Origin of the sequence: Chryseobacterium aahli (assembly GCF_022699665.1) — a bacterium.
Taxonomy (GTDB): domain Bacteria; phylum Bacteroidota; class Bacteroidia; order Flavobacteriales; family Weeksellaceae; genus Chryseobacterium; species Chryseobacterium aahli.
This window is the reverse complement of sequence record NZ_JALDNB010000003.1, coordinates 266,060-284,147: the sequence shown is the minus strand read 5'-3', so window position 1 is coordinate 284,147 and position 18,088 is coordinate 266,060. Positions and strand designations below refer to the sequence as shown.

Genomic DNA, 18,088 nt, shown 5'->3' with positions numbered 1-18,088 from the left:
AATAAAAATTTTGGAAGATTTTCAACATAAGAACTCAAAACCTGAATTTAGAAATTCAGAACCTAGTAAAAAAGACGATTTTATATTTGGGCTACGTCCCGTGTTAGAAGCGATTGAAGCAGGGAAAACAATTGATAAAATCTTTGTACAAAACGCTTTGCAGGGAGAAATTTATGCAGAACTGAAAGCGGTTTTAGCAAAATATAAAATTCGTCCGAACTATGTTCCGGTTGAGAAACTTAACCGTTTTACAAGAAAAAACCACCAGGGTGTGGTGGCGTTTATTTCAGATGTACCTTTTCACAAGATAGAAAACATAATTCCGGAATTATTTGAGGAAGGGAAAGTGCCCTTTATATTAATCTTAGACCGATTAACTGACGTCAGAAACTTTGGAGCCATCTGCAGAACAGCAGAATGTGTAGGAATTCATGCCGTTGTCATTCCAGAAAAAGGTGGAGCGCCAATCAATTCTGATGCAATCAAAACTTCTGCGGGAGCGATGTACAATATCAAAATCTGTAAAGAAAATAATTTAGCTCACGTTGTAGATTACCTTCAGCAGAGCGGTGTTTCTGTGTTTTCAGCAACAGAAAAGGCACAAAAGCTGATTTACGATGTTAATTTCACAGAACCTTGCGCTATTGTGATGGGGAATGAAGAAACCGGTATTTCAAAAGAAGTTCTTCATCATTCTGACGAAAAAATCAAACTTCCGATTGAAGGAAAAACACAGTCACTGAATGTTTCTGTTGCTTGTGGAGCTATTCTTTACGAGGCAATGAGACAAAAATTAGTGAAAATTAATTAAAATTTATAAAAAAAGAAATTTCTTTTCCCCAACCCTAAAAGGAGGAAATTTCTTAAAAATCAGAATATTATTTATGAAAAATATAGCAGTATTAGCACTCATCTCTTTAGCAATTATTTCTTGTAAGAAAGAAACAGCAACCATCACTAAAGTTGATCCTAAAACAGGAAAAACAATCACCGTTGAAGTTCCTGCAGATTCTGTGGCTGAAGTAAAAGCAAACCCTGCAATCAAAGATTCTTTGGGAGTTTTTACTCAATCTTTTAAACTTGAAAAAGGAAAAACTTATCCTTTGACAACGTACCAAAGAGATGTAAAGACAATGACTGACCCATCAGGAAAAACCCTGAACGGAACCAGCGAATCGACCGATGAAATGAGCTTTACCGTAAATGATGTGAAAGGTGGGGTTTACGATATTACCATCAATCTAATCGGAAAAAGAAATTCTCAAAGTGCTGACGGAAAGACAATCATTGTTGATACGAAATTGCCAATTCCTAAAGAAGATAATCTGAAAATGATCTGGAATGTAAACCGTGCTTTGACCGGAAACAAACTAAACATGAAGATGGACAGCAAAGGAAATGTGATTTCTATCACAGGTTTTGATGCTATTTACACAAAAATATCCAATGCATTGGGAACGCTTATCAAAGATGCTAACCAAAAAGCAAGTGCCGTTGCAGGTCTGAAACAAAGTTTTAACGAAAAAGTCTTAAAGGATCAGTTTGCAAAAAACTTAACGATTATTCCTAAGAAAGGAGTTAAAATCGGTGAAAAATGGACAACGAGTGAAAGTGCAGACGAAACCGGAAAATTTAAAGTAACATCAAACTATGTTTTAAAAAGCGTAGGAAATGGCATTGCTGAAATCTCTGTAAACGGTGGAATTCCGAAAAAAGAAGAGAAAAAATCTCAAGGCGAAATGACTCACAGCATGAGCAGTGAACTGGCACAAAACGGAATCATAAAATTTGATCAAAACACAGGTTGGATTACTAATCAGAATATCACGGTAAAAACGACTCAGATTGAAACGATTTCAGACGGAAAACAGTCTCAGAGCATGAAAAGTGTTTCAAATTCTTCAGTAATGGTGAATCCTGCAGCGAAATAAAGTATGAGAGTTTTAACGTTATTGAGTCATCGCAAACAAACGTTCAATCTTGAATAGTAAACATTGAATATTAAATTAATTATTTTATGAAATTCCTTTTTGAGTTAATACTCGGTACTATTATTATTTTTTTTGTTTGGAATATTTTAAAAAGAATCTTCTTTAAATCTTTTTATAAATACACAGGCTTTAAACCTAACAATGTTCCGAATCAAGAACCTAAAAACTCAAACACGAATATTGAAAAGAAAGTAAAATGGGACGCAGAAACTGTGGACTATGAGGAAGTGAAAGATAAAAACAGTGCGAATCATTAATAAATCTTTGTGAACTTTGCTGAGTGAAACGCCTTTGCTAACTTAAATCTATGCAGATAGTAGTCAAAAAAATCTTTGCGGACTTTGCGTTAGAAACAAAACGAATCTAAATGACTGATTCTTAAAAAATCAGAACTTCTCAATTAAATATCAACTTAATAACCAAAATGGCGAAAAATAAAAACTTAATTTATATTGCGATTTCCATCATCGCATTCTTAGTTTTAGCATTTTTATATTCCACTCCTGTTTTTACGGGCAAGCAGCTTTTCCAGCATGATATCGTTCAGTATCGTGGCGGAGCAAAAGAACTCATCGATTACAGAGACACTTACGACAAAGAAACGTATTGGAGTGACTCTATGTTTGGAGGAATGCCCACTTACCAGATGGGAAGCCGTTTTGAAGGTGATATTATCAAAAAACTGGACAGTTATCTGAATATTCTTCCGAGACCTGTCAACTATTTATTCCTTTTATTTTCAGGATTTTTCCTTTTAGGGATGGTTGCCGTTAGAAACTGGAAATATGCACTTTTGGGAGCCACATTTTTCGGGCTCTCCACGTATTTCTACATCATCATTGCCGCAGGACACAACGGAAAAGTGAATACCATCGAATATTTCGCACCACTTTTAGCCGGAATTTTATTGGTTTATATCAGAAAAAAATACGTCCTCGGTTTTATTGTCACTACCCTATTCTTCGGACTGCAGGTCGCTGCCAATCACCCCCAGATGACCTATTATCTATTTTTAGGACTTGGATTTTTATTTTTATCTGAATTGATAAGAGCCATCGTAAAGAAGACTGCGATGAAACATTTCCTGATCTCATCAGGAATTATAGCAGGTGCTTTAGCCATTGGTGTTGGGATGAACTCTCAAAGAATCATGGCCAACTCTGAGTACATCAAAGAAACCGTAAGAGGAAAACAGATTTTAAACACCGAAGACCACACCGCCGGAGATACAGGGATGGATAAAAAAAGTATCCTGATGTGGAGCTACGGTAAACTTGAAACTTTAAATCTTTTTATCCCAAGATTGATGGGAGGTGGAAGTCAGGAGCCTGAAGGAAAAGAAATGATGGAAAACGTACAGCAGTTGGTACAGGACAACGTTAGTTCTCAAGCTGAATACGATAGAATTTCTAAAGGTTTTGGTAGCATCACCTATTGGGGAGACCAACCTGGAACTTCGGGACCAGCGTATCAAGGTGCTATCGTTTGTTTCCTTGCATTATTAGGTTTCTTTTTTGCCTGGAAAAAATACCGCTACTGGATTCTTGGAGCAACAATTCTGACGATACCTTTGGCTTGGGGAAGCAACTTCATGCCGCTTTCAGATTTATTTATTGAGTATGTTCCTTTTTACAGCAAATTCAGAGCACCATCTTCGATTTTGGTTGTGGTAGAACTATTATTCCCATTGGTTGCGATCATCGGTTTGTACAGATTTTACACAGATTCAACTTTAGAGGAAGATTACAAAAAGAAAATTCTAACCTATGTAAGCGGTGGGGTTTTAGGTTTAACTTTACTATTGATCGTTTTCGGGAAGGCATTATTAGGTTTCCATACAGATAACGAGAAAACATATTTACCACCTTTCTTGTTAGATTATTTAACTGATGAAAGATTCAAATTATTCAGAATTGATGCGATTAAAGCATTGCTTTATGTTGGAATTACCGCAGCTGTTTTATTCTTTAGTCTAAAACAAAAACTGAATCAGAATATTGCTTTGATTATCATCGGTGCAGTAAGTTTATTTGATTTATGGACAGTGAACAAACGTTATCTGAATGACGAAAATTACGTTGATAAAATCTTTGCTGAAAATCCTTTCCAGACAGAAGGTTCAGACTATTTAGCCGAAAAAGTAGGTGATAATCCGAATTTACAGTCTATTATGGCAAGTATTCCTGTCAATAAAACTTTGGAAACGATTGCTGAAAAAGACAAAAAACATTACCGAGTTTACAATCAGGTTTTGGGCGTAACGAGTGAGACCAATACGTCTTATTTTAAATCTTCCATCGGTGGTTATCACGCAGTGAGACTGAGACGTTATGATGATTTAATGAATGAATACATTTCGAATCCAGACAGTATAAAAACGCCGAGAATCCTGAATTTACTGAACACCAAATACATGGTTTTCGGAAATCCACAAGAGCCACAGGTTGTTCCGAATCCTAATGCCAACGGAAATGCATGGTTTGTTGCTGATGTAAAATTTGTAAATACTCCGGATGAAGAAATAAAATCACTTGGAAACATCGATTCTAAAAAAACTGTAGTTGTCAATGTTTCAGACAAAGCTTATTTGAGCGGAAAACAGGTTCAGGCAGATTCTACAGCTTCCATTAATTTAACAAAATATGAAGCCAACGAACTAGAGTTTAAATCTCAATCGAAAACTCCACAGTTAGCTGTATTTTCAGAGATTTATTATCCTCATGGCTGGAAAATGTTTGTTGACGAAAAAGAAGTTCCCTATATTAAAGCAGATTATTTGTTGCGTGCAGTACATGTTCCTGCCGGAGAACACAGCATCAGAATGATTTTTGAACCGGAAGTTATTGCTACAGGAAAATGGATCTCTTTATTATCTTTCGGATTGTTTGTTACTCTGAGCGCTTTTGGAATTTTCTGGCTGAATAAAAGCAAAAAGAAAGAAGTTTTGATTGAAGAAAAGATTTAACATTCTGTCATTCTGAACGGAGCAAAGCGAAGTGAAGAATCTCAAAAATATCTTAAAAACATGAAAACTTTAGGAACTCATAATTACTACGTTTATATTTTAACTAATAAAATAAAAACGGTATTGTATACAGGAGTAACTAATGACTTAAAAATTAGATTGTACTGGCATCAAAATTCTGAAGCAATTGATAAACATTTCACCACTAAATACAAATGCTTTTATTTAATCTACTTCGAGCAATTTAGTGACATTGAAACTGCGATCAAAAGAGAAAAACAAATAAAAGGTTGGACAAGAATTAAAAAAAACAACCTAATAAAAGAATTTAATCCTACTTGGAAATTTTTGAATGATGAAATTTAATGAGATTCTTCATTACGCTTTGCTTCATTCAGAATGACAACAACATTTTTTAAACCCATGCAGGAAAAAAAAATCCTTATCATCACCTACTACTGGCCGCCTGCAGGTGGACCAGGCGTTCAGCGGTGGTTAAAGTTTGCAAAATATTTACCGGAATTTGGTTGGAAACCAATCATCTTCACCCCGGAAAATCCAAGTTATCCTTTGATTGATGAAAGTTTAATGAAAGATGTTCCTAAAGATTTAGAAATTATAAAAACTAAAATCTGGGAACCTTATCAGTTAGCGGAAAAGCTTAATAAAAGCAATAAAAAATTCAAGGCCGGACAGTTTGATGTGGGAAATAACCAAAGCTGGAAATCTAAACTTTCGATTTGGGTTCGTGGAAACTTTTTCATTCCCGATGCCAGAGTTTTTTGGGTAAATCCTTCTGTGAAATTTTTAGAACAATATTTAAAAATAAACAAGATTGGTGTAGTTGTCACTTCTGGGCCGCCACACTCATTGCATTTGATTGGTTTAAATTTAAAAAAGAAATTCCCTAATATCAAATGGATTGCAGATTTCCGTGATCCATGGACAGAAATTTCGTACTACAAACATCTAAAACTCACCAATAAATCTGACAAAAAACACCGTCAATTAGAAAGCGAGGTTTTCAGAAATGCAGATATTACTCTTGCCACTAGCTATACCGATGCTGAAAATTTCAGAAAAAACGGAGCTAATGCAGTGTGTATTACAAACGGTTTTGATGAAAGCGACTCCTCAAACTCTAAAACTCTCAAACCTTCAAATTCTCAAGCAAAATTCACGCTCAGCTACATAGGCGTTCTTGAACAATTGAGAAATCCTGAGAACCTTTGGAAGGCGCTTGATGATTTGGTTAAAACCAATGCTGATTTTGCAGAAGATTTCAGATTAAAATTTGTCGGGAGAATTGATGATAAGATTTTAAGTTCTATTGAAAATTCAAACTTAAAAAATCACATTGACAATCTCGGATATCTCTCACACGATAAAGCAATTGATGAGATGGCCAATTCTTCTATGTTACTGATTACCAATTTCCCCAACGATTCTTCAAAAGGAATTATTCCTGGAAAAATATTTGAATATTTGGCTACCGGAAAACAGATTATTTCGTTTGGTCCCAATGACGCGGATGTTTCAAAAATTTTAAATGAAACAAAAGCCGGAAAGCATTTCGGTTATCAGGATTTTGAAACGATTAAGCAATTTATCTCAGAGAAATTTGAACTTTGGAAAGCTGGAAATCTTTTAGAAAATCCTGGAAACATTGAACAGTTTTCAAGAAGAAATTTAACGAAACAATTATCTGAGATTTTGTAAACTACCCCGTCTTCAACTTCGTTGAATCCACCCCTTCAAAGAAGGGGAATATTATATCGTCCACTCATCGTTGATGACTGCAACTACATAATATTTACCGTCAAATTCTTCAAAGACAAAACGGAGAGCATTCCAATCCATTCCACCGTTTTTTTCTGAACCTGGAATAAAATTTTCTGTGAAATTGGTATTGGGATATATTTCTTTTAAATTATTCAGAGAATTACCTCCACCACGAAATTGGTTAAATGAATATTCAGATTTGGTAAAGTCTTTTTTAAACACCCAATCTTTAAGATATTTATCTAATGCGGATTTATAAATTTCACCAGAGCCATCTCTAGATCCCCATGTAAAAACCGTTTTTGTAGGAAGATATTTCTCAAAATCAGCTTTTGTAAAATGTTTGTCTTCATTTTTATTGATGAAAGCATACATAGAAAATCGAACTCCTTTCTGAGGATGGATGTAGTTTGCGAAAATATCATAATATCCAACTTTCAAAGCCTGAATAAGCTCATCGTTAGTTTTTTTCAATGCAACTTCAGTTGATAATGCATCTTGTTTGGTATCGGTTCTTTCATTTGACCTTTTAATATTATCTGTGGCAACCGCCGGATTTTTATCCTGTTTTTTTTCACATGATAACGCCAATAAAAGTGAAAATATGGCAAAAGCTTTTTTCATTCTAAAATTTTCACAAAAAGTCCAAAACCAATGCCACGATTGAGTTAGGGAGTAAGAGTGTTTTGTTGAGCTTTTTTAGTTTCAATTTTAAACTTTAGTCTTTTAGCATTATCTCACGGTCTTTTGCTTTACCTATTTTTGTAAATTTGTTATATGGAAATTGTAGATATTCTGATTATTGGAGCCGGACCCATTGGTTTAAATTGCGCCTTGGAGGCAAAGAAAAACAACCTCAGTTATTTGATCATAGAAAAAGGAACCATTGTTAATTCGTTGTATAATTATCCTTTGTACATGAGATTTTTTTCGACTGCCGAAAAATTGGAAATCGCTGAAATCCCTTTCATTTCAGCAGCTCCGAAACCGGGAAGACAGGATGCTTTAGAATATTATCAAGGAATTGCGAGACAGAAAAATCTGAATATCAATTTGTATGAAAAGGTTTTAAATGTCTTTAAAAAAGAAGAAATATTTGAAATTGAAACTTCTAAATCAAAATATTTGGCAAAAAACGTCATCATTTCTACAGGTTTCTACGACATCCCAAATTTGATGAATATTCCCGGAGAACATTTAGAAAAAGTAAAACATTACTACACCGAACCTTATCCTTACGCTAAACAAAAAATCGTGGTCGTTGGCTCAAGCAATTCTTCTGTTGATGCTGCTTTAGAAACATATAGAAAAGGTGCTGAAGTGACAATGATTATCCGTCATTCTGAGATTTCTAAGAATGTAAAATATTGGGTAAAACCTGATATTGAAAACAGAATTTCTGAAGGAAACATCACGGCTCATTTTAATTCTGAATTAGTAGAAATTAAAGAAAATTCTGTGATTTTTAAAGATGAAAATGGCGAAATTCAGGAAATTGAAAATGATTTTGTGTTGGCAATGACCGGTTATCTTCCAGATTTTGATTTTCTGAGAAATTCAGGAATTGATCTTCAGGGAGAATGCTTAAATCCTGTTTATGATCCTAAAACGATGGAAACCAATATCCCGAATTTATATTTGGCAGGTGTGGTTTGTGGCGGAAAAGACACCCATCTTTGGTTTATCGAGAACTCAAGAATTCATGCGGAAATAATTGTGAGAAATATTCTTGTTAGCCAGAAATAAACTCATCACAAAATATCTTACATTTGACTATTCCATATTCAACATGAAAAAACTCATCATCTTCATATTCTTAGCTACTTTTTGTTCAGTTCATACTTTTGCTCAGGCAGACAGCATTCAGACGTATGTCACCAAAGCACTAAAGATTATGAAAAATAAATCGGTCAATAAATCTAAACTCAACTGGGAAGATATATTTAATAAGACCTTAGCAGAAGCTTCAAAAGCTAAAACTATTAAAGAAACTTATCCGAGTATCAAGAATGCTTTAAGTTCTTTAAACGACTCTCACTCAAATTTTTATCCTGAAGAAATGGTAAGAGCGTACACTTTAGGGTACAAAGCAACCGGGCAAGAATTTCCGGTTATTAAAAGCGAATTGCTGGAAAACAAATATGCCTACATTAGTTTGCCCGATATTGGCTCGTTCAACAAAGGAGATTGGAATTTGTATATCAACACTTTTTACGCAAAAGTGAATGAATTACAAAAACGCAATCCAAAGGGATGGATTATTGATTTGCGAGGTAATTTCGGAGGGATGCTTTATCCGATGTATGCTGCAATTGCTCCTTTTCTGGATAGTAAAAATGTGGTCGGCACAAAAGATGCTGAGGGAGCGATTGAATACTACAACTATAAAAATGGTAGATTTTATGAAGGTTCTACGGCAACTCAGTTATTTCAATTGACACAGAAAGAGCCAAAAGCCGTAAAAAAGCCGATAGCTATCTTGGTGAATAAAGTTACTGGAAGTTCTGCTGAATTTATCACCGCAGCATTTGTAGGTCAAAAAAACGCAAATCTTATCGGTACAAACACTCAGGGTTTAACATCCGGAAATCAGGAATACAAATTATCTGACGGTTCTTTTCTTGTGCTTACCATAGGGAATATTGTTGACAGAACGGGAAAAGAATATGCTAAAATTGGTGAAGGAATTTCTCCCGATATTAAAATCGAAAAATCCACTGACGAAACAAAAACCAATGAAGATTATTTGAAAAAGGCATTCGAATTTATTGATGGTAAAAAGAAAGATTAAAAATCAACCTTCACACCCAAAACAAAACTCCTTTTCGCAGCAGGATTATAGTAACGGTTTCCAAAAGCGTTGATATCAAATCCTAAAACGTAATCGGTATTGTATAAATTCTGAATTTGCAGAAATAAATTTAGTCTTGTGTTTTCAATATCAAAAGGAAATCTAAACTGGATATTCCCGATCAAATTAGAGTCTGACCAAATCGTATTTGCATCATTCAAAGGCATTTTTGAAGTATAGAAATGCGAGTAATCGACTGAAAGTTTATTAAAGAAAGTAAAATTCAATAAACTGTTAATAGTCGTTTTTGGAACTCCGGTTAAATCATTCCCCGAAAAATCATTTTCTCCCTGCTGATAATTTTGAAATTTAAAATTGTAGAAACTTCCTGAAAATCTAAATTTTACATTGCTTAAAAAGTCATTTTTCAGATTGAAATTTTTAGATTCTAAAAGCAACTCTATTCCTTTCTGAATAGTTTCACCTGAGTTTACAAAAAATTCCCGTCCACGTTCATTCTGTCTTCTCACAATCGCATCTTTCATTCGGAAATCGAAATAATTGGCTTCTGCAAACAATATATTTCCGAACTGTTTTCTCACCCCAATTTCTTTATTCCAGCCATACTCGGGAACAAGATTGAGATTAAATTCCTGATTGGATGAGCGGATTTCTTCATTGGTCGGTGCCGAATTTCCTTTTCCTACTTTACCCCGAACCGAGAAACCTTTTCCGATAAGATAGGTCAGTCCAAAATTGGGAAGCAACTGATCTTTAAATTTTGTTTTTCCATTTTCAGACGTAGGATACAGCTTTTCCCATTCGTAAGCATTTGAATTTAAACTCAAGGAAATATCTGAAGATAGTTTTTCATTAAAATTCAATTTCTGGGAAACGAAAAAGAATCCCGAATTGTTTTTAAGCTTGTCAAAATTCTGCGGATCACCTTCTACTCCTCTGTTATTATCAAAATTTTTAATAAAAATATTGTTTGTTCCGCCTTCAAAACCCAATCTCCATTCTGCAGAAACTTTCTCCCAGTTTTGCTGATAATTCAGATGAGTTCTTAATGCAAAATTACTCTCAAAACGGTTTTCATAATTGGTAATAAACGGATTTTCAAAATCGACATACGATCCCTGAACCAAAACAAAATGCGATAGATTTGGAATAATTTTAAAGTCATGAGAAATTCCTGCTAAAACCATTTTATTACGGATTCCCGCATCTTGTTCTTTTGCTCCCGAAACAGTTGCCGTCTTTGGTCTGGCCAGTTTTCTATTAAGCTGCATTTTCTCTAAAGTTAATCCGCCCGGAGTCTGATAATCCATATCTGAAAGAAGAATCATGGCTTTCAGTTCAGCATTTTTTGAATACTGAAAATTGTCTTTAATAAATATCTGTTTTCTTTCAACAGCAGACTGTTCACGGTAAGAATCTGTGCGATAATAATTTTGGAAAATCTGAAAAAAGTGCTTCCCAAACTGCTTTGAAAAATTTACGCTTTCATTAAAAGTCCCATAGCTTCCAACAGAAAGATTGGCAGTAGTCTTTTCTGAATTCTGCGTCTGCAACAAAACCATTCCGCCAGTTGCTGCTCCAAAATCGCCGCTTTCAGGACCTTTAAAGATTTCCATTCTGTTGATCAATTCAGGAGAAATAAGATTAAAATAGGTATTTCCAGATGCATCAGACAAAATAAAATCATCGAGATAGACTTTTACATTCCGCACTCCAAAAGGCGATCTCAAAGTGCTTCCACGCAACGAAATTCTGTAACTTCCCGGTGAACGTTCTTCCATTCTCGCTCCTGAGATCTGATTGACGGATTCTAATAACCTTTCGGGTGGATTCTGATTTAATAAGTTTTCAGAAACTACAGAAACTGATTTTGTAGAAGTGATGAAAGACGTCGGTTTTTTGTACGCATCAATTCGTACTTCGGAGATTAACGTCGCCGAATCTCGTTTTTGAGAAAAGACTAATGAACCGCAAAAAGTGAGAGCTAAAAAATAAATTTTGGTCATGAAAGAATTTGTATAATTTCATTAGCAAATATTATACAGTTTTTTGATGTTTAAAAAAGCGAGATACTGAATAATTGTTTTAAATTAAAAAAATCACCCCATTTCTGAGATGATTTAAATAAAATTAATTTAAAGTATATAGTGAGTGTTTTGATGCTGAAAATTTAATATCCCAAAGATAAAATCAATATTCAGATTGCAAAACAGGAAAAACACCCTAATTTTATTGCGGAAAAATGTAATAAAAAAAGCCCTACATCATTCGACGCAGGGCTTTCAGTTTATATTTTTATCTTATAAAGGTTTTACCAGTTCTAAGAACCAATCTTTTACTTCGCCTTCCAAATGCGGAGCCAATTTTTCTTCACAAATTCTGTGATAATCATTCAGCCAATTGATTTCTTCAACAGACAAAATATCTTTTGTAATCGTGTCTTTGAAGAACGGACAGAACGTCAATGTTTCAAACTCATAGAAAGTTCCAGAAGTCGTAGTTTCAGATTCTTTTACGGCAATCAGGTTCTCATGACGGATTCCGTATTCACCTTCAACATAATATCCGGGCTCATTTGAACAAACCATTCCCACAAGCAATTCCTGAGGATTCAAATCTTTTCTGATGTTTTGTGGACCTTCATGCACATTCATAAAACTTCCTACACCGTGACCTGTTCCGTGATTAAAATCTTTAGCATTCATCCACAAAGGAAGTCTTGCAATGGCATCCAACTGTACGCCTCTCGTCCCTTTAGGAAATTTCACCATCGACAAACGGATTAATCCCTGTAAAACTAAAGTAGAATTTGTTTTAAACTCTTCAGAAGCCGTACCCAAAGCAAAAGTTCTCGTAATATCAGTGGTTCCTTCCAAATATTGACCTCCTGAATCTACTAAAATCGTCGACTCATTCATTACATCTTTGCTACCTTCTTTTTTTGCAGAGTAGTGCATGATGGCACCATTATCTTTATACCCAACGATACTTCCGAAGCTTTCTCCTACAAAATTTTCTCCCTCTGCACGGAAGCCTTTCAGTTTTTGACCGATAGAATATTCATTCATCGCCTCTTTTCCGACATTGTGCGTCAGCCAGTAAAGAAATTTTACCATCGCAACGCCATCTCTTACCATTACTTTTCTGAAACCTTCCAATTCAGTTTCATTTTTCTGAGCTTTCATCAGATTTCCAGGAACAGCAGCTTTTACAAACTCATTTCCGATTTTTAAAGCCTCGAAAATCGACTGATTGCTATTTGGTGAAACTAAAACTTTTTCGTTTTTGATGGTTCTCAGGTGATTGTAGAATTCTTCATAAGGCATCATCTTCACCCAAGCTTCGTCCATTTGCTTTCTTGCTTCAACCTCCATTTTATCAAGATCTGTGAACAAGATTGCGTCATTTTTCGTAATAATAATGTATCCTAAAAATACAGGATTGCTTTCGACATCACTTCCTCTCAAATTCAGGGTCCATGCAACATCATCAAGACTCGAAATCACGTGAACAGTCACTTCCAGGCTTTCCATCTTTTGGCGAATCGCTGCAATTTTATCAACTACAGATTTCCCAGCTCTTTCGACAGGGTGTGTATAAATAGGATTTTTTGAAGCTTCTCCTCTCTCTTTCCAAACATTCTTTAGTAAAGCATTGTCAACTAGTGTAATGTTTTTGGCATTCAGTTTTTCAAAAAGCAGTTCCCAGTTAGCATGAGAAGTCGCCATTGCATTTACGGCCACTTTACCGCTTGCAGGAATTTCAGAAATAATCCAGTCAATATAGTTTGGAGTTCCTTCCATTCCGTCTTTGAAAAGGTCAATTCCTGAGCCCGCCAATTCAATCGGAGCCTGCGTGAAATACCTTCCGTCAGTCCAAAGTCCTGCCTTATCTTGAGTAACAACTACAAAACCCGCAGAGCCTAAAAACCCCGACAGCCAAGCCCTTTCTTGCCATTCTTCCGGCAAATATTCGCTCATATGCGGGTCGGCAGAATATATGATAAATGCATCAACATTGTTTTTTTGCATCTCCTCACGAAGCGCAGCTACTTTTTCCTTTGAAGTCATTTTTATAAATTTTAAAAACCGAAAGTTACAAAAAAATCAAGTGCGTTACTCCGATTTACAGATGTTTTCAGCAGGCATTCTTGTTTTTTCAGGAGCTTTATCCGGCTATCCGCTCATACTCCTCACGCCAGCGCTTTTTCGTCTGCGACGAAAGCCTGCCGCCTGTTGCGGGGTAACCGCTTCTATCCGGGCTAGGCTGAAGTCTCTGTACGAGTGTCAGTTACCCTCAATACAAATAGTTTTAGATACCATAAACTTAAATCATTATCAATTTCATAAAATTTTGGAAAGGTTCTTGCTATTCATTAAAAATGAAAACACAGAATTACCAAAACCATAGGAAGTTTTACCCGCCTCATCACTTCATTTTGCTTCCATTACTGATGATTTTAGAGGCTTACGGAATTTATAAAATCTGGGATGACACAGAAAACCAACTGCTTTGGATTTTATTTTCGGTCATCATTTTTCTGATTTTCTATTTGGCATTCATGACCAGACAGCATTACGCACTCGGACTTCAAAACAGAATCGTTCTGTTAGAGTTCAGACAAAGATATTTTGAGATTTTCAATAAAAGGTCAGATGAAGTTTGTGAAAAATTAAGTTTTGGACAAATCGCTGCACTGAGATTCGCCTATGATGAAGAGTTTAAAGAACTTTTATACAAAGCTTTAAATGAAAATATTTCAGGAGACGAGATCAAAAAGTCAATCAAAAATTGGCGTCCCGATAACGAAAGAATTTAATTATATAATCACTATAAATAAACTATTATGAGAAAGTTATCTTTATACAGTATGAGTCTTTTTGCCATACTGCTATTGACAAGTTGTGAAGCAGTAGAAACAATCTTCAAAGCCGGAATGTGGTGGGGAATAATTGTAGTTGTTGGCATCGTGGCCTTATTATTATGGCTGTTTTCTAGGGGTAAAAACTCTTAACCAAATTATTTTATGAATCAATCAGACCAAGAGATTATTTCTCACCTAAAGCCGTCAAAGATTGTTAAAATTATGAAGGATCCGGTAGCTTCTGCAAAGGCAGTGAATCTTATTTACACTTCCGATGCAGAAACAGCCGGTATCATCCGCAGAAAAAGAGGTAAGAAATATCTTTATTTCAAAGACGGCGAGAAAATCAAAGACAAAGAAGAGATCAAGCGTATCAATGACTTGGTCATCCCTCCGGCATGGGAAAATGTCTGGATTTGCGCCATCGATAATGGTCATCTTCAGGCAACTGGTCTGGACGCAAGAAAAAGAAAACAGTACCGTTACCATTCACTGTGGAGCGCATTGAGAAATCACACCAAATTCTACAGAATGCTTCAGTTTGGCTATGCCTTGCCTGAGATTCGCTTGCAGTTAGAAAAAGATTTAGCCTTAAGAAATTTCGAAAAAAGAAAAATCCTTGCATTAATTGTAAGCTTAATGCAGCGCACGAACATTAGAATTGGGAACAGTATTTATGAAAAACTTTACGGTTCTTTTGGTCTTACCACTCTCAAAGGAAAACACGTAAAAGTGGAAGGACAGAAAATCAATTTTGCCTTCAAAGGAAAAAAAGGAGTAATGCATGATGTCAATCTGAAAAGCAAAAGACTCGCAAAACTAATTACAAAATGCAAAGAAATTCCAGGAAAAGAACTCTTTCAATATTACGACAGCGAAGGAAACCGCCATCACATCGATTCCGGAATGGTAAATGATTACATCAAAGAATTAAGTGGTGAAGATTTTACTGCAAAAGATTTCAGAACCTGGTCTGGAACAGTCAATGCTTTAATCGCATTCAAAGAAATCGGTTATGCCGAAAACAATACTCAATACAAAAAGAAAGTAAAAGCCGCATTAGACATTGTCGCCGAACATCTCGGAAACACAAGCACCGTTTGCAGAAAGTATTACGTTCACCCTTTAGTCATTAATCTTTACGAAAACAATTCCATCAAAAAATATTTAGATGCCCTCGAGGTCATTGAAGAAAACGACGGAAAAGCAGGACTGACGCACGAGGAAAAATTAGTTTTAAAAATTTTGGAAAACGAAAAAATGTAGTTTGATATTTCAATTAAAATCCGGGAACTGTAATAGGTGAATAAATTTCTCCTTCTTTCATTTCCATAACTTGTCCATTTTCATTAAAAGAAACATCTAGTGCTTTTGACAAAAATCCAGAAAATTTCGCAACACATTTTTGATAAGGTGACTTGATTTTAAAAGGTTGATGTCCTTTTTGTATCGTAGTAGTTCCATCATTCATTTTCATGATCTGGTAGGTTCCTTTTATTAAACTTTTACAATTTTTCTGATTGATATTAATCTGAAAATTCTTAGCGTCTACAAAATACAAAACATCGGATTTCATTTTGTCTTTATCTAAAAACAGCTCCGTTTCTTTATAATTTTTTAGGTCGAAATACCATTTTGAACCTTTTAACTTACTATTCAACAATTCATCTTCAGGAATTTTATATTCTTCAATTTGAGGAGCTAAAGGATATTCTTTTACAACTTTCTTTTTGTGTTGTGCAAAAACGGTTTGAGACAACAACAAAAGAATCAAAAATATTTTTTTCATATTCTAAAGTTTAGTATTTATCAAATATAATCATTCTAAAATGCAAATAGTCTCTATCGATTTTTTGTACAAATTAATTGTTGTAAATTTGTAAAAAGCAAAAATTAAACAATACAACGTAATATGTCAAAAGCAATTTCGCAAGTACCATTTGCAGTAAACGAACCGGTAAATTCTTACGAACCAGGTTCTCCGGAAGTAAAATCTCTGATCGCTCAGTACAAAAAAATGTGGGCACAAAAGATCGAGATCCCAATGGTTATCAATGGTAAAGAAGTAAAAACTGACGATAAAGTTCAGCTTCAATCTCCTCAGGATCACGCTCATGATTTCGGGTTTTATCACAGAGGAACGATGCAACATGTAGATGATGCCATCAACGCTGCTTTAGCTGCTAAAAAACAGTGGAACGAATTGGGTTGGGAGCACCGTGCAGCTATTTTCTTAAAAGCTGCTGATCTTTTGGCAGGACCTTACAGAGATGTGATCAACGCTGCTACAATGATCGGACAGTCTAAAAATGTTCATCAGGCAGAAATTGATGCAGCTTGTGAGTTCATCGATTTCTTGAGATTCAACGTAGAATTCATGACAGAAATGTATTCTGAGCAGCCGGTTTCTGACGCTGGAATCTGGAATCGTGTAGAGTACAGACCTTTAGAAGGATTCGTTTTTGCAGTAACACCTTTCAACTTTACAGCAATCTCTGGAAACTTACCGGCTTGTATGGCAATGCTTGGAAACGTAGTTGTTTGGAAACCTTCAGACAAACAAATCTATTCTGCAAAAGTAATCATGGATGTTTTAACTGAAGCTGGTCTTCCAGCAGGGGTCATCAACATGATTTTCACAGACGGAAAAGAAACTGCTGAAAAAGTTTTGGCACACAGAGATTTTGCAGGACTTCACTTTACAGGATCTACAAAAGTTTTCCAGGGAATGTGGAAAATGATTGGTGACAATATTCACAACTACAGAACATACCCGAGAATTGTTGGAGAAACCGGTGGAAAAGATTTCGTGATTGCTCACCCTTCAGCAAATGTAGAAGCTGTGGCTACAGGTTTGGTAAGAGGTTCTTTTGAATATCAAGGACAGAAATGTTCTGCTGCTTCAAGAGCTTATATTCCAAGATCGCTTTGGGCAGACGTAAAAAAAGTAATGGAAACTCAGATTGGTTCAATCAAAATTGGTTCACCAGAAGATCCTTCTAACTTTGTGAATGCAGTAATCGACAAAAACTCATTCGAAAAATGCAAAGGGTATATCGACAGAGCTGAAGCATCAAGCAATGCCAACGTAATTATCGGTGGTAAATGTGATGATTCTAAAGGATGGTTTGTAAGCCCAACCGTAATCGAGACAACTGATCCTCAGTACGAAAGTATGGTAGAAGAAATCTTCGGCCCAATCTTATCAGTGTATGTTTACGAAGATAAAGACTGGACAGAAACCCTTAAAATAGTAGATTCTTCATCACCTTATTCATTAACAGGTTCTGTGTTTTCACAAGACAGATATGCAACTGATGAAGCTTTCAAAGCGTTAGAAAATGCTTCTGGAAACTTCTACATTAACGATAAACCAACAGGTGCGGTTGTAGGTCAACAACCTTTCGGGGGTGGTAGAGCTTCAGGAACAAACGATAAAGCAGGTTCTAAAATGAATTTACTAAGATGGACTTCTGTGAGAAGCATCAAAGAAACTTTCGTTTCTCCTAAAGATTATAAATACCCATATTTGGGATAACTATCAATTATAAATAATGGGTAATGAGTAATTGCTCACAAAATATAAAATGGCCTCGGAATTAACTTCGAGGTTTTTTGTATAAAATTTAACAGTATTTTAATATTTTTATCATTTAATTAGTAATAAAGCAATA

Annotated in this window: 15 protein-coding genes; 11 read left to right on the top strand and 4 right to left on the bottom strand. The window is 35.3% G+C overall.

Translation table 11 applies throughout. The features are described from left to right. Positions 1 to 10 precede the first annotated feature (10 nt). From rlmB to MQX03_RS07365, 6 genes are all read left to right on the top strand, one after another. Positions 11 to 811: a 23S rRNA (guanosine(2251)-2'-O)-methyltransferase RlmB gene (gene rlmB, locus MQX03_RS07390; protein WP_052187630.1), complete on the top strand. Its 801-nt coding sequence runs from the start codon at positions 11 to 13 to the stop codon at positions 809 to 811. A 73-nt stretch (positions 812 to 884) separates the two neighbouring features. Further along, complete coding sequence (locus MQX03_RS07385) at positions 885 to 1,931, top strand: DUF6263 family protein (protein ID WP_242802341.1); 1,047 nt, start codon at positions 885 to 887, stop codon at positions 1,929 to 1,931. Positions 1,932 to 2,017: 86 nt separating this feature from the next. Next, complete coding sequence (locus MQX03_RS07380) at positions 2,018 to 2,248, top strand: hypothetical protein (RefSeq protein WP_129534508.1); 231 nt, start codon at positions 2,018 to 2,020, stop codon at positions 2,246 to 2,248. Between the two features lie 167 nt (positions 2,249 to 2,415). Beyond that, entirely contained in the window at positions 2,416 to 4,956 is a 2,541-nt protein-coding gene (locus MQX03_RS07375; RefSeq protein WP_242802340.1) for a YfhO family protein, read from the top strand. Positions 4,957 to 5,016: 60 nt separating this feature from the next. After that, the gene (locus tag MQX03_RS07370) at positions 5,017 to 5,322 is read left to right on the top strand and encodes a GIY-YIG nuclease family protein (protein WP_242802339.1); all 306 of its coding nucleotides are present in this window, start codon (positions 5,017 to 5,019) and stop codon (positions 5,320 to 5,322) included. Positions 5,323 to 5,379: 57 nt separating this feature from the next. Continuing rightward, a complete protein-coding gene (locus tag MQX03_RS07365; protein WP_242802588.1) occupies positions 5,380 to 6,675 on the top strand; it encodes a glycosyltransferase family protein in 1,296 nt (431 codons plus the stop codon). 51 nt (positions 6,676 to 6,726) lie between these two features. Here MQX03_RS07365 and MQX03_RS07360 read toward each other — a convergent pair whose 3' ends face one another. Next, positions 6,727 to 7,362, bottom strand: a complete 636-nt coding sequence (locus MQX03_RS07360; RefSeq protein WP_242802338.1) for a hypothetical protein — start codon at positions 7,360 to 7,362, stop codon at positions 6,727 to 6,729. A 153-nt stretch (positions 7,363 to 7,515) separates the two neighbouring features. Between MQX03_RS07360 and MQX03_RS07355 the strand changes: the two genes are divergently transcribed. Together MQX03_RS07355 and MQX03_RS07350 are read left to right on the top strand one after the other, a co-directional pair. Then, positions 7,516 to 8,484, top strand: a complete 969-nt coding sequence (locus MQX03_RS07355) for a YpdA family putative bacillithiol disulfide reductase (protein ID WP_242802337.1) — start codon at positions 7,516 to 7,518, stop codon at positions 8,482 to 8,484. A 43-nt stretch (positions 8,485 to 8,527) separates the two neighbouring features. Continuing rightward, positions 8,528 to 9,529 carry a S41 family peptidase gene (locus MQX03_RS07350; protein ID WP_242802336.1) on the top strand — a complete coding sequence of 334 codons (1,002 nt, stop codon included), beginning with the start codon at positions 8,528 to 8,530 and terminating at the stop codon, positions 9,527 to 9,529. On the opposite strand, the gene MQX03_RS07345 is transcribed toward MQX03_RS07350, so the two are convergent. Continuing rightward, on the bottom strand, positions 9,526 to 11,556 hold the full coding sequence (locus MQX03_RS07345; protein ID WP_242802335.1) for a TonB-dependent receptor: 2,031 nt from the start codon (positions 11,554 to 11,556) through the stop codon (positions 9,526 to 9,528). The genes MQX03_RS07350 and MQX03_RS07345 overlap by 4 nt on opposite strands. 294 nt (positions 11,557 to 11,850) lie before the next feature. Next, entirely contained in the window at positions 11,851 to 13,620 is a 1,770-nt protein-coding gene (locus MQX03_RS07340) for an aminopeptidase P family protein (RefSeq protein ID WP_242802334.1), read from the bottom strand. A 311-nt stretch (positions 13,621 to 13,931) separates the two neighbouring features. Here MQX03_RS07340 and MQX03_RS07335 point away from each other — a divergent pair, with 311 nt between their 5' ends. Further along, entirely contained in the window at positions 13,932 to 14,369 is a 438-nt protein-coding gene (locus tag MQX03_RS07335; RefSeq protein ID WP_242802333.1) for a DUF6526 family protein, read from the top strand. A 267-nt stretch (positions 14,370 to 14,636) separates the two neighbouring features. Next, positions 14,637 to 15,680 carry a DNA topoisomerase IB gene (locus MQX03_RS07330; RefSeq protein WP_242802332.1) on the top strand — a complete coding sequence of 348 codons (1,044 nt, stop codon included), beginning with the start codon at positions 14,637 to 14,639 and terminating at the stop codon, positions 15,678 to 15,680. 13 nt (positions 15,681 to 15,693) lie between these two features. Here MQX03_RS07330 and MQX03_RS07325 read toward each other — a convergent pair whose 3' ends face one another. Next, complete coding sequence (locus MQX03_RS07325; RefSeq protein ID WP_242802331.1) at positions 15,694 to 16,203, bottom strand: hypothetical protein; 510 nt, start codon at positions 16,201 to 16,203, stop codon at positions 15,694 to 15,696. Positions 16,204 to 16,326: 123 nt separating this feature from the next. Here MQX03_RS07325 and pruA point away from each other — a divergent pair, with 123 nt between their 5' ends. Next, a complete protein-coding gene (gene pruA, locus MQX03_RS07320; RefSeq protein WP_242802330.1) occupies positions 16,327 to 17,952 on the top strand; it encodes an L-glutamate gamma-semialdehyde dehydrogenase in 1,626 nt (541 codons plus the stop codon). Positions 17,953 to 18,088: the final 136 nt, after the last annotated feature.

Excerpts from the sequence above, each read along its gene's own strand:
- MQX03_RS07370 (WP_242802339.1), top strand. The coding sequence starts at position 5,017 with ATGAAAACTTTAGGAACTCATAATTACTACGTTTATATTTTAACTAAT.
- MQX03_RS07325 (WP_242802331.1), bottom strand. The coding sequence starts at position 16,203 with ATGAAAAAAATATTTTTGATTCTTTTGTTGTTGTCTCAAACCGTTTTT.
- MQX03_RS07380 (WP_129534508.1), top strand. The coding sequence starts at position 2,018 with ATGAAATTCCTTTTTGAGTTAATACTCGGTACTATTATTATTTTTTTT.
- MQX03_RS07385 (WP_242802341.1), top strand. The coding sequence starts at position 885 with ATGAAAAATATAGCAGTATTAGCACTCATCTCTTTAGCAATTATTTCT.
- MQX03_RS07330 (WP_242802332.1), top strand. The coding sequence starts at position 14,637 with ATGAAGGATCCGGTAGCTTCTGCAAAGGCAGTGAATCTTATTTACACT.
- MQX03_RS07355 (WP_242802337.1), top strand. The coding sequence starts at position 7,516 with ATGGAAATTGTAGATATTCTGATTATTGGAGCCGGACCCATTGGTTTA.
- MQX03_RS07350 (WP_242802336.1), top strand. The coding sequence starts at position 8,528 with ATGAAAAAACTCATCATCTTCATATTCTTAGCTACTTTTTGTTCAGTT.
- MQX03_RS07335 (WP_242802333.1), top strand. The coding sequence starts at position 13,932 with ATGAAAACACAGAATTACCAAAACCATAGGAAGTTTTACCCGCCTCAT.
- MQX03_RS07365 (WP_242802588.1), top strand. The coding sequence starts at position 5,380 with ATGCAGGAAAAAAAAATCCTTATCATCACCTACTACTGGCCGCCTGCA.
- MQX03_RS07375 (WP_242802340.1), top strand. The coding sequence starts at position 2,416 with ATGGCGAAAAATAAAAACTTAATTTATATTGCGATTTCCATCATCGCA.
- MQX03_RS07345 (WP_242802335.1), bottom strand. The coding sequence starts at position 11,556 with ATGACCAAAATTTATTTTTTAGCTCTCACTTTTTGCGGTTCATTAGTC.
- MQX03_RS07340 (WP_242802334.1), bottom strand. The coding sequence starts at position 13,620 with ATGACTTCAAAGGAAAAAGTAGCTGCGCTTCGTGAGGAGATGCAAAAA.
- MQX03_RS07360 (WP_242802338.1), bottom strand. The coding sequence starts at position 7,362 with ATGAAAAAAGCTTTTGCCATATTTTCACTTTTATTGGCGTTATCATGT.
- pruA (WP_242802330.1), top strand. The coding sequence starts at position 16,327 with ATGTCAAAAGCAATTTCGCAAGTACCATTTGCAGTAAACGAACCGGTA.